Source organism: Janthinobacterium sp. C22, from assembly GCF_057919405.1.
In genome coordinates, this window is sequence record NZ_CP193659.1 from 5,197,551 (window position 1) to 5,210,055 (window position 12,505).

General features: G+C 63.9%; 4 protein-coding genes. All 4 read right to left on the minus strand.

Going from position 1 to position 12,505, the window contains the following annotated elements:
- Positions 1–4 precede the first annotated feature (4 nt).
- The 4 genes from ACRHIG_RS24300 to sorB all read right to left on the minus strand — a co-directional run bounded on the left by ACRHIG_RS24300 (position 5) and on the right by sorB (position 12,498).
- The gene (locus ACRHIG_RS24300) at positions 5–9,586 is read right to left on the minus strand and encodes a YDG domain-containing protein (RefSeq protein ID WP_489628179.1); all 9,582 of its coding nucleotides are present in this window, start codon (positions 9,584–9,586) and stop codon (positions 5–7) included.
- 34 nt (positions 9,587–9,620) lie between these two features.
- Positions 9,621–11,279 carry a ShlB/FhaC/HecB family hemolysin secretion/activation protein gene (locus tag ACRHIG_RS24305; protein ID WP_475413604.1) on the minus strand — a complete coding sequence of 553 codons (1,659 nt, stop codon included), beginning with the start codon at positions 11,277–11,279 and terminating at the stop codon, positions 9,621–9,623.
- Positions 11,280–11,881: 602 nt separating this feature from the next.
- Complete coding sequence (locus ACRHIG_RS24310) at positions 11,882–12,121, minus strand: c-type cytochrome (protein ID WP_489628180.1); 240 nt, start codon at positions 12,119–12,121, stop codon at positions 11,882–11,884.
- Positions 12,118–12,498, minus strand: coding sequence for a SorB family sulfite dehydrogenase c-type cytochrome subunit (gene sorB / locus ACRHIG_RS24315; RefSeq protein ID WP_489628181.1), 381 nt, complete (start codon positions 12,496–12,498; stop codon positions 12,118–12,120). The genes ACRHIG_RS24310 and sorB overlap by 4 nt, the downstream gene beginning before the upstream one ends.
- Between the last annotated feature and the right edge of the window lie 7 nt (positions 12,499–12,505).

Sequence of the window (12,505 nt, forward strand, 5' to 3'; positions counted from 1 at the left end):
GGCTTTACTGGCTATCCTGGCGCGTGTTGCCGCCAGCTTCGGCCGGCAGGCGCAAGCCGCTATCGACCACGCTCAGGCGCAGTCCTGGCAGGACATTGCCGACGACATTGCCGGCCAACTGCACCGCCGGCGCGCTGCCTGCGCTGCCCTGCTCGCCCTCGCGCGGCGCCTCCTGCGCGGCGGCGGGCTTGCCTGGCGCCGTTTCGCCACTGACGATCATGTCCGCCTGCACCATATTGCCCTGCGATGGCGCCACGGCAACGGCAGCAATCACGCTTGCGACCGCGCTTTGCAGCGCCTCCGTCGGATTGACTTTCAGCACGCCATCCACATAGCTCAAGGCGTAGTTGTTCGACGTCTGACCCGATGCCGATACCAGATAATTGCCTGCCGCGGAAGCCGTCGTCACCGGCGTGCTGAAGGCCAGGTTGCCGCTTAATTCCGTGGCCAGCGTATCGCCAGCGAGCAAGCCGTTGTAGCTGGCGCGGAAGTCGGGATTGGCGCGTCCCTGGTCTTTTTCGGCATTCTCGACTTTCACCGTCAGCGCCGCCTGCGAGATCGTGGCCGTCGTGCTGGCGGTGCTGTTGACCACATAATTGCCCGCATCCGCGCCGCTCAGGCGTATGCCGGCCACCGTCACCGTCTTGCCCACGCCCGCATTCTTGTCGCTGAAGCTGGCGCCGTTGCTGGCAATACTCAGCTGATCATTGCCGATACGGTTGTCGCGCAAGGAGACGACGGCATTCGTGGTGGCGTCATACACCTTGTTGACGCCGCTGGCGCTGACCGTCAGCGCCGCTGGCGTGATATCGGCCGTGGTGCTGGCCTGGCTGCTGGCCAGCACATAGTTGCCCGCATCGGCACCGGCCAGGCCCAGGCCGCTGATGGTCACGGTCTTGCCCGTTGCCGCGTTCTTGTCGCTGAACGCGCCAAGCACGGGGCCGCCAGCCAGGCTCAAGGCGTCGCCAGCCACCAGGCCCTTGAAGGTGGCGCCAGCCAGGTTCAGGCTGGCGGCCGTGCCACCGTCGTACACCTTGTTCGCGGCCACGATACCGGCAATGGCGCTGATGGACGCCGGCGTGATGCTGGCCGTCAAGCCGGTCGGATTGGCCACCGTGTAGTTGCTGGCCGAACCCGAGCCGTCGAGCAAGGTGGTGCCGCTGACCGTCACGGCTTTCGCATTGCCCGCGTTCTTGTCGCTGAAGGCCGCCGTCTGGCCAGCAATAACCAGGGTTTCATCTCCCACCAGGCCGGCCAGGCTGCCGCCGGTCAACTGCGCCACCGCATTGCCGTCATAGACCTTGTTGCCCGCCACCTGACCCGTCACCGTCAGGGCTTTCGGCGTGATGCTGGCCGTCAAGCCGGTCGGATTGGCCACCGTGTAATTGCTGGCCGCACCCGAGCCGTCGAGCAAGGTGGTACCGCTGACCGTCACGGCTTTCGCATTGCCCGCATTCTTGTCGCTGAAGACCGCCGTCTGGCCAGCAATAACCAGGGTTTCATCTCCCACCAGGCCGGCCAGGCTGCCGCCGATCAGTTGCGCCACCGCATTGCCGTCATAGACCTTGTTGCCCGCCACCTGACCCGTCATCGTCAGGGCTTTCGGCGTGATGCTGGCCGTCAAGCCGGTCGGATTGGCCACCGTGTAATTGCTGGCCGAACCGGAACCGTCGAGCAAGGTGGTGCCGCTGACCGTCACGGCTTTCGCATTGCCCACGTTCTTGTCGCTGAAGACCGCCGTCTGGCCAGCAATAACCAGGGTTTCGTCACCCACCAGGCCGGCCAGGCTGCCGCCGATCAGTTGCGCCACCGCATTGCCGTCATAGACCTTGTTGCCCGCCACCTGACCCGTCACCGTCAGGGCTTTCGGCGTGATGCTGGCTGTCAAGCCGGTCGGATTGGCCACCGTGTAGTTGCTGGCCGAACCCGAGCCGTCGAGCAAGGTCGTGCCGCTGACCGTCACGGCTTTCGCATTGCCCGCGTTCTTGTCGCTGAAGGCCGCCGTCTGGCCGCCGATGGCCAGGGTTTCATCACCCACCAGGCCGGCCAGGCTGCCGCCGGTCAGTTGCGCCACCGCATTGCCGTCATAGACCTTGTTGCCCGCCACCTGACCCGTCACGGTCAGGGCTTTCGGCGTGATGCTGGCCGTCAAGCCGGTCGGATTGGCCACCGTGTAGTTGCTGGCCGCACCGGAACCGTCGAGCAAGGTCGTGCCGCTGACCGTCACGGCTTTCGCATTGCCCGCGTTCTTGTCGCCGAAGACCGCCGTCTGGCCAGCAATAACCAGGGTTTCATCTCCCACCAGGCCGGCCAGGCTGCCGCCGATCAGTTGCGCCACCGCATTGCCGTCATAGACCTTGTTGCCCGCCACCTGACCCGTCACGGTCAGGGCTTTCGGCGTGATGCTGGCCGTCAAGCCGGTCGGATTGGCCACCGTGTAGTTGCTGGCCGAACCCGAACCGTCGAGCAAGGTGGTGCCGCTGACCGTCACGGCTTTCGCATTGCCCGCATTCTTGTCGCTGAAGACCGCCGTCTGGCCGCCGATGGCCAGGGTCTCGTCGCCCACCAGGCCGGCCAGGCTGCCGCCGGTCAGTTGCGCCACCGCATTGCCGTCGTAGACCTTGTTGCCCGCCACCTGGCCCGTCACCGTCAGGGCTTTCGGCGTGATGCTGGCCGTCAAGCCGGTCGGATTGGCCACCGTATAGTTGCTGGCCGCACCCGAGCCGTCGAGCAAGGTCGTGCCGCTGACCGTCACGGCTTTCGCATTGCCCACGTTCTTGTCGCCGAAGGCCGCCGTCTGGCCGCCGATGGCCAGGGTCTCGTCGCCCACCAGGCCGGCCAGGCTGCCGCCGATCAGTTGCGCCACCGCATTGCCGTCATAGACCTTGTTGCCCGCCACCTGACCCGTCACCGTCAGGGCTTTCGGCGTGATGCTGGCCGTCAAGCCGGTCGGATTGGCCACCGTGTAGTTGCTGGCCGAACCAGTGCCGTCGAGCAAGGTCGTGCCGCTGACCGTCACGGCTTTCACATTGCCCGCGTTCTTGTCGCCGAAGACCGCCGTCTGGCCAGCAATAACCAGGGTTTCATCTCCCACCAGGCCGGCCAGGCTGCCGCCGATCAGTTGCGCCACCGCATTGCCGTCATAGACCTTGTTGCCCGCCACCTGGCCCGTCACCGTCAGGGCTTTCGGCGTGATGCTGGCCGTCAAGCCGGTCGGATTGGCCACCGTGTAGTTGCTGGCCGAACCAGTGCCGTCGAGCAAGGTCGTGCCGCTGACCGTCACGGCTTTCGCATTGCCCACGTTCTTGTCGCCGAAGGCCGCCGTCTGGCCGCCGATGGCCAGGGTCTCGTCGCCCACCAGGCCGGCCAGGCTGCCGCCGATCAGTTGCGCCACCGCATTGCCATCGTAGACCTTGTTGCCCGCCACCTGGCCCGTCACCGTCAGGGCTTTCGGCGTGATATCGGCCGTGCCGCTGGATACATTGCTAGCCAGAATGTAGTTACCGGCATCCGCACCAGCCAGCGTGAGGCCGCTGACCGAGACCACCTTGCCCGTGCCCGCATTCTTGTCGCTGAACAAGCCAGAGCCTGCAACACTCAAGCTGTCGTTGCCAACAATACCATCGAAGGTCGCCGTGCCATTCAAGGTGGCGGTTCTCAAGCCATCATAAATCTTGTTGTTGACGCCCACGTTCGACACGCTGCCGATGCTGGCCTTGGCGATGTCGGCCACGCCGCTGGAGGTCGTGCCGAGCAGATTGTAGTTGCCCGCATCCACGCCAGCCAGGGTGATGCCGCTGACAGCCACTGTCTTGCCCGTGCCCGCATTCTTGTCGCTGAACAAGCCATTACCGGCGACACTCAGGCTGTCGGCGCCGATGATGCCGGTGAAGGTCGCCGTGCCATTCAGCGTGGCTGTGGCGGAACCATCATAGGTCTTGTTGTTGATGCCCACGTTGGTCACGCCGGTGATGCTTGCCTTGCTGATGTCGGCAGTCACGTTGCCCGGACTGGTGAAAGTGTAGTTGCTGGCCAGGCCTGTGCCATCCTGCAAGGCCGTGCCGCTGATCGTGACCACCTTGCCCGTGCCGGCGTTCTTGTCGCTGAAGCTGCCGACACCGCCGATGAAGTTCAGCGTTTCACCCGCGACCATGCCGCTCAAGGTGCCACCCGACAAGACTGCCGCCGCCGTGCCATCGTATACTTTATTGCCCGCAGTCACACCGGAGAGCGTGACGGCCTTGGGCGTGATACTGGCCGTGGCGCTGGCCGTATTGTTGAGGAAGTCATAATTGACCAGATCGCTGCCGGACAAGGTGATATTGCTGATATTGACGGCCTTGTTGGTCCCCACGTTCTTATCCGTGAAGGCGCCATTCGCACTAAACAATTGCACGTCGTCGCCGGCAATCTTGCCATTGATCACGGCCAAGCTGGCACTGAGGCTGGCGCTGACGTTGCCGTTATAGACCTTGTCATCGGCGCTCAAGCCAGTGATGCCCGTAATCGTTGCCTTCGCGATATCACCCGTCAGGCCGCCAGGCGCGCTCAGCGTATAGTTGCCGGCCAGGCCGCTGCCATCGCTCAAGGTCACGCCGCCGATTGTGATGGTCTTGCCGGTTCCCGCGTTCTTGTCGTTGTAGCTGGCGCCCTGCACGGTAAAGCCCAGGGTTTCCGCATTGACCAGGCCATTCAAGGTGCCGCCGGTCAGGTTCGCACCGGCTGTGCCGTCGTAGACTTTATTGTTGCCGCCCAAGCCCGTCAGCGTCAGCGCCTTGGCGCTGATATCGGCTGTGCTGCCGGACGTGCTGCTGCTCAGGTTATAGTTGCCCGCATCCGTGCCGCCCAGCACGATGTCGCTGATGCTGACCGTCTTGCCTGTACCCGCATTCTTGTCGGCAAAGCTGCCGCTGGCGGCCGAAACGTTCAGGGTGTCACCGCCCACCATGCCCGTAAACGATGCCCCCGCCGTATTCAGGCTGGCGGCGGTGGTGCCGTCATATACCTTGTTGCCGGCCACGATGCCGGCCACGCCGCTGATGGTAGCCTTGCTGATATTGCCCGTGCCGGTGCCGGTGCTGCTGCTCAGGTTGTAGTTGCCCGCATCCGTGCCGCTCAAAACAATGCCGCTGATGTTAACGGTCTTGCCATTGCCCGCATTCTTGTCGGCAAAGCTGCCGCTGGCGCCCGACACGCTCAGGCTGTCGCCGCCGACCATCCCCGTAAACGTGGCCCCCGCCGTGTTCAGGCTGGCACTGGTGCTGCCGTCGTACACCCTGTTGCCGGCCACGATGCCCGCCACGCCGGTGATGGTGGCCTTGCTGATATCGGCAGTGCTGCTGGCCGTGCTGCTGGTCAGGTTGTAGTTGCCCGCGTCCGTGCCGCCCAGCACGATACCGCTGATGCTGACCGACTTGCCGGTCGCGGCATTCTTGTCGGCAAAGCTGCCGCTGGCGGCCGACACGCTCAGGCTGTCGCCGCCCACCATGCCCGCAAACGTGGCGCCCGCCGTGTTCAGGCTGGCGCTGGTGCTGCCGTCATACACCTTGTTACTGGCCACGATGCCGGTGACGCCGCTGATGGTGGCCTTGCTGATATTGCCCGTCAAGCCGTTCACCGGCACGAGCGCATAGTTGCCCCCGGCGCTGCCGCCCAGGGTGGCGTTGACCGTCACGGCGATGCCATTGCCGGCATTCTTGCTGGCATACGCGCCGCTCACGGCCGAGCTCACATTGGCCACGTCGCCGGCCAGCACGCCGCTCAGGGTGCCCGTGATGGAGGCCACGGTGGTGCCGTCGTAGACCTTGCCGGCCACCGCCGCACCGCTGAGGGTGACGGCCTTGGGCGTGATCACCAGGCCGCCATCGATATAGCTGATCGCATAGCCGGCCTGGCCGCCCGACGAATACAGGCCGCTGGCCGACACGCCATACGTGCCCGCATTGACGGCGCCTGTGGCATTGCCCGCATACGCGACCGTACCGAGCAGGCTGGCGCCATCCACCGTGTTCGAGTAGGTGACGCTATTGCTGCCGCCAGCGTAGGCCACGCCGTCATACACCTTGCTGTCGTAGGAAACGCGCACGGCGACCTGCTTCATGAACGAGCGCAGGAAAGGCGCGCTCTGGCCGTCGTAGACCACCCACATCTGCGCCAGTTCCCAGCCGGCGCCCGTGTAATTCGACAGGTTCTTCAGCAGCGCCGTCGTCATGCCCGTGCCGCCCGCGCTGGCCGCCTGGCCGCTGCTCACCGTGTCCCAGTAGCTGCCCGTGACGCTGCCCGCACCGGCGCCCACCAGGCCGCCCACATTGCTGGAACCGCTCACGCTGCCGTTCGCGTAGCTGTTGGCGACGCTGCCGCCATTGCTGCCCACCAGGCCGCCGACGGCGCTCGTACCGTTCACGGCGCCGCTGGCATAGCTGTCCACCACCGTGCCCGTATTGCTGCCCACCAGGCCGCCTCCGGTGGACGTGCTCGTCACGCCGCTGGTGGCAAAGCTGCCGCTGATCGTGCCCGCATTGCTGCCGGCCAGTGCGCCCACATTGGTGCCGCCCGCCACGCTGCCGCCGGACAAGCCCACGTTCGCCACCACGCCCCCGCTGCCGATGGTGCCGAACAGGCCCACGTCGCTCACGCCCGCCTTGGCGATGTTCAGACTGGAAATGATATGGCCGGTGCCATCCAGGCTGCCCGTGAAGGCCGAAGCCGCCGTGCCGACGGGGATGAAGCCCGTGCTGCCCCAGATATCCTTGCCATTGGCCGCCGTCGTGGCGGCGCTGAAACTGCTGCCCAGCGTGTAGCTGGCAGCCTTGTTCATCGCCATCAATTGCAGCTGGTGCGTGGAATTGATGGTATTCGACCACTCCGACGCCAGCATGGGGCGCGTGCCGGCGCTTGCGCCATTGATCGCGCCATCGCCGCTGACGAGGACCCAGTTGTTGCCCGTCGCGCCGCCCGTGGTCGTGAAATTGAAGCCCACATAATTACTCGATACCAGCATCTGCGCTGTGCTCAGCCCTTGCGCATTCGAGGTGGCGCCATTGAAGCTTTGGCCGATGCCATTCAGGCCGGAATTAATCGTGCTGTCAAAATAGGCGCGGTTGACGCTACCGCCGTTATGCTCGCCGACGATGGCGCCCACGCTGGCGCCGCCACCCGTCACCTTGCCTGTGGTGTACACATTCGTGATGGTGCCGCCCACGTTGTAGCCGACGATGCCGCCCGCCAGCGAGGTGTTCTGCACGTCGCCCGTCGCATAGCTGTTGCTCAAGGTGCCGCGCAACAGGCCCACCAGGCCGCCGACGTAGCCGCCGGTGGAGATGACCTTGCCTGTCGCATAACTGTTGCTGATGCTTGACTCCGAGCTGTCGCTCGTGCCAACCAGGCCGCCAGCACTGCCCGAGGCATTCATCGTCCCGGTGGCGTAACTGTTACTGATACTGCCCGTATTCACGCTGACCAGGCCTCCGCCGTAGTTGCCGCCAGAATTGACCGTGCCGGTGGCATAGCTGTCGCTGATCGCGCCGCGGTTAATCACAACCATGCCGGCCGCCATGTAATGCGGCGTGGTGACGGTAGCGGCGCTGGAGCTGTTCTTGACAAAGGCGCCCAAGGCATTGGTGCCCACCAGGCCGCCCGCCGCCGCATAGCCGCCGGCCGTCACCGTGCCTGCACTGGCACTGTTGCTGATCGTGCCATTGTTAATGCCCACGAGGCCACCGAGATTGACATAACCTGAGCCGGTGACGCCGCCGCTGCTGCGCACATTATCGATCTTGCCGCTGTTGACGGCAGCCAGTGCGCCTATGCCCGCATAGGTGCTGCTATAGTTGGCGGCCGATCCGGCAACGCTGACGCCGCTAAAACCCAGATTGCGCACGGCAGCGGCGGCGCCGATATTGCCGAACATCCCGACAGGCACTTCAGGGCGGTTGATCGTCAATCCCACGATTTCATGGCCCAGGCCATCGAGCGTGCCCGTGAATGGCGTCGCATCGCTGCCGATGGGCGCGAAGCCCTTGCCGCCATCCCAGCCGGAGGTGCCGCGCGCATCGATATTGCTGCCCAGCACATACTTGCCGGACAAATTGCCCTGCATGCCCTGCACGTCGCTGCCGGTCGTGCTGTTGAACGCGCCCAGGCTGTTGATCACCTGATACACGACGACGCTGCCATTGCTGCCCAGCTTGGTGCTGAAGTTATTCCCCGATGGCAAGTCCACTTCGGCCTTGACGTTGTACGTGGACAAGTTACCGGCGGCGAGCCCGCTCTGTCCGTATTCGAGCGCCAGGCTGGCCGTGCCCGCGCCGCGCATGGCCTTGTTGATATTGATATTGTTCTGTGCCGTCAGGGTCAGCTTGTTGGCCGTCCAGTTGACGTTGTCGTTGACGTTGATGTTGCCCTGCGTGCCGCTGCCGCCGGACACGCTCTGGATCTGCACATTGCCCGACTTCAAGGAGTTGCTGAGGAAAGCGCCCGTCATGTCGCCGCCGGAAACGGCGATATTGAAGTCGGTCGGGTCGATCAGCCAGGTGCCGGACAGGCCCTTGGCCGACGCCGTCGTCACCTTCAGCGCATCGTCGATCTTCACGTGCGCGGCCGAGGTGTCGATGAAGCCGCCATTGCCTTCAGCGGGCGCGCTGGCGTCCAGGGTGCCGGCCGCGTTCACCGTGCCGCTTTGCATGTCACCGAGCAACTTGATCGTGCCGCCGCGCGTGTCGATGGTGTGCGCCTCGATCACGCCCGTGTTGTTGACCACGGTTTTCAGCAAGTCGCCCGCCGCCTGCGCCGTGAGCACCACGCTGCCGCCGTCCGCCTGGATCATGCCGCCATTGTTGACCAGCGCGCCCACGGCGCCCTGGTCCACCGCCACGTTCAGCAAACCGTCACCGGCCACGTCCAGGGTGATGGCGCGGCCCGCCGCCAGGGCTACCGAGCCCAGGCGCGCCTGGATCGTGCCTTCGTTCGAGACGTTGGCGCCCAGCAAGGCCACATAGCCGCCCGGCGCGCTGATGCTGCCCTGGTTCAAGACCTTGCCGCTGCCGTTGCCGGAAAACTGGTACTTGCCCGCCATGAAGTCGCTATTCGAGATGTCCAGGGTGGAGGCCACCAGGCCCGCCGTGTTCACGGACGCGCCCTGCCCGAACAGCACACCGTTCGGGTTGACGATGAACACCTTGCCGTTGGCCGACAAGTTGCCCAGGATGGTAGTACCGTCGCCGCCCAGCACGCGGTTCAGGGCCACCGCATTGCTGTTGGGCTGCTGGAACTGCACCGACTCGCCCTTGCCGATATTGAAACTGGCCCAGTTGATGACGGCGTTCTGGCTGCCCTGCTGGATGACGGTGGAGCCGGGCGCGCCGTTGATCGTTGCCTGGCCCGCCACCACCGTGCCGCCCGCCGGCCCCGCCAGGGCCAGCGAGCCATAACCGAGCATCAGCGCCGCCGCCATGCTCTTCAAGGCGAAATGCGCCCCGCCCCCGCTGCATCCGGGCATCGAGCGCTTGCCTGCGGATTTGACGTTTTCGGAAACGGCGGCGTAAGCGCCGGTGGCCTGGTTCCAGATGGAGCGGTAGATGCGGTTCATGGCAATGTCCTGATGTCTTTATTGATGTAGTAATTTAGAAATATTTGATCGCTTGCAGCCAGAAGCGGCCTGCCGCATCGGGTGCCGAGGTCGCCTTGGCATTGCCCAGCTTGTGCGCGTAATACGCTTTCAGGACGAGCGCATTGGCGCCCGTCCACGTCACGCCCACGCCGGCGCCGCTGAGGGTGCGGCGGTTCTCGCCCGCACTCCAGGCGTCGCGGTTCAGCTTGACGGTGCCCGTATCGGCAAAGGCCAGCACCTGCAGCTGGCCGGGAAACGCCGTGAACGCCGTCACGTTCTGGCGCAGCTCCAGGTTCAGCACGTAACCCTGGTCGCCATACGCCTCGCCGCCCGGATAGGCGCGCACGCCGCCCACGCCGCCGATACCCATCTTTTCGGAAACATCGAGGTTTTTCGACGCCGCCTGGCCGCTGATGATGCCGAACAAGCTCGTCTCGCCGCCCAGGCTTTGCACGCGCGCCGCGTTGAAGGCAAGCTTGTTGAAGTGGCCGTTGCTTTTCACCGTCAGCTGGTCGATCAGCAAGGCTACCGGCGTCTCGATATCGATCTTGCCCGTGGTGTACGTGACGGAATAGGTGCTGACGCCACCGCCGCCCCAGCCGTCCTTGCTGTCGCCATTCAGGTTCAGCATCCACACTTTGGCCGTCTTGTCGTTGACGCTGCCCGTCGATTCCGTCCTGTCCTGGAATTTCTTGTCGTCGTAGCTCACTTGCGCATACAGATTGTTGCTGCGCGAGCGGATCAGCGGATAACTGCCATACGCGCTGGCGATCTTCGCCGTTCCCTTAGCGTCGAGCACGGCAAATTCCTTGCCCAGCTTGTAATCCATATACGTGTAGGCGCCGCCCAGACGCAACAGGCCCGCCTGTCCCTGATAGGCCAGGCGGCCGTAGTTCAAGCCGTCAGCCGAGGTAAAGGCGCGCACGGTGGCCACGTCGCCGATGCCGGCCAGTTCATTGATGTTCAGGGTGGCGCCGATGCGGTTGCGGCCCGTGTAGCGGTTGCCCTGGTTGTCCAGGTCGATGCTGCCGTTGAAGCGCGCGCCAGGCTGCACGTCGACGATCAGGTCGGACGCACCCAGGGACGCCCCCGGCGCCAGGGTCGAGCTGACCTGCACGCCCGGCAAGTCCGACAGCAGCAGCAAGCGCCGCTCCAGTGGCGGCGTGGCGATCACCTGCCCATCCAGGCCGGCCAGTATCGTGCCGGCCAGGCCGTCGGACAGATTGCTCTGATTGCGCAACTGCACCTGGCCATATTGGCCCGGCAGCACGTGGATGGCGACGATGCCATCGTGGATATCTTGCGCGGGCAGATAGGCTTGCGCAAGGAAATAACCGCGGTTCTGATAATAGCTGGCAATTTTTGACGCCATCCCGCGCAGTTCGCCCAGGGTCAGCTCGCTGCCCGGGACAAAACCCGTGGCGGCGACCAGTTCACTCTCGGCAAAGACGGGCGGCGCCGTGATCTGCAGGCGCCGTACCGTGATGCGCGTGGTATCGCCCACCGTGGTGGCCGGCACATTACCCTGCTGCACGCGGATGGCCGGCGGCGCTTTCGGCAACTGTGGCGCGGCGGGTATCTGCTGCAATTGGCTACCGGAACTTGGCGGATCGACGGCCCAGGCGGTCTGGATCAGCGCCAGCAAGGTCAATGGAAGTAATTTGGTATTCAAGGTCATCCTTTCAGGCGGCGCGCCCGCGCCAGGCACGCCGTTTCCGGCTGCACTGGCGGGGAATACAAGAGCTTGAAGAAAAATATTCTTTTGCCACCAATGTTAAATAGAATGGCAACTAAAAAATAAAATTCTCAACGGCAACATTGCTCCATTTTAGCGCGTCATGAGACGCGAAAATACCTGTCCGGGGGAGTAACTCACTCTGTTGGTGCAGCCAAAACACGTGCGTCAGCAAAATCCGTAAAATCACCTGAAAACGCATCTTTCCGCTCAGAAATTCGTTGTCTTCACGCAACAAACTTCCCTGATTCTTACTATCGAGATGCTACTTTTCACTGCCCAAATATTGGTTTCAATGATGAATTATTGATATTGTCGCAAGATAAAACAATGTTACTATTTTGCATACACCGCTTCTCTTCCAGCGGCGCAATTTCTTGCACCATCAGCGCATGTAACATTCTTGCAAAAATGAATTTCCAATGAATCAATATCGATAGTGGAAATGACTGAAAAAACAGGCGGGACAGCCAGCTTGCATGTCGGGCACAGGGCCGACATGCAAGCTGGCTGCGGATAGGAAGAGAAGGTGAAGTGCGTTACCTGTTCAGCACGTATTTCGCCAGGGTCGCCGCATCGGCTACACTGAGCTGGCTGAATGGCGGCATGGGCACGGGGCCCCATTTGCCGGCGCCGCCATTGCGGATGTTGGCCGCCACAGCGGCAACGCTGTCCTTGCCCTTGTATCTGGCCGCCACTTCCGCAAAGCCGGGGCCGACGACTTTCTGGTCGAGGGCGTGGCAAGCCATGCAGCCATTTGCCGCCAGCAGGGTTTTCACATCCTTGCCGCCGGCGGCCGGGACAGCCGCTGCGGCGGGCTTCGTTGCGACGGCAGGCGCCGCGGCGCCCGCTCCGCGCCATAGGTTTTCACCAGGTAGTCGACCATGGCCGGCACGTCCGCGTCGTCAAACTGGGCGCCGAACGGCTTCTTCATCTTCTTGACGGTCGCTTCCCAGTAGGCGCGCGGCGAAGCGGGCGGCTGGCTCGATGCATACTGGGCCGCGTGACACGTCATGCAGTTGCGCTGCACCAGCTGGTAGCCGGGCAATTCGCTGGGTTTGTAGGTGGCCGTTTCCGGCGGCAAATGAATTTCCAGCGCGCCCGCGCTGCCGGCAAGCGCCAGCGTCACGGCGGTAGCAAGTGTTCTGATCAGCATCTGGTTC

What these genes read in the sequence shown, in the direction of transcription:
- ACRHIG_RS24300 (WP_489628179.1), bottom strand. Translation starts at nt 9,586, where the DNA reads ATGAACCGCATCTACCGCTCCATCTGGAACCAGGCCACCGGCGCTTAC.
- sorB (WP_489628181.1), bottom strand. Translation starts at nt 12,498, where the DNA reads ATGCTGATCAGAACACTTGCTACCGCCGTGACGCTGGCGCTTGCCGGC.